Origin of the sequence: Streptosporangium sp. NPDC087985, from assembly GCF_044741965.1 — a bacterium.
Lineage (GTDB): Bacteria > Actinomycetota > Actinomycetes > Streptosporangiales > Streptosporangiaceae > Streptosporangium.
The window spans coordinates 135,034-135,233 of sequence record NZ_JBIUTQ010000015.1; positions in this window are offsets into that span (position 1 = coordinate 135,034).

The window sequence follows — 200 nt, forward strand, 5'->3', positions numbered from 1 at the left end:
CCGCCATGGGACCGGCAGGACCTCCCGGACCGGCAGGAGCCGACGGCGCCATAGGCCCAGTGGGCCCCGCAGGCGCTGACGGCGCCATGGGACCGGCAGGACCTCCCGGACCGGCAGGAGCCGACGGCGCCATAGGCCCAGTGGGCCCCGCAGGCGCTGACGGCGCCATGGGACCGGTAGGACCGGAAGGACCTCCCGGA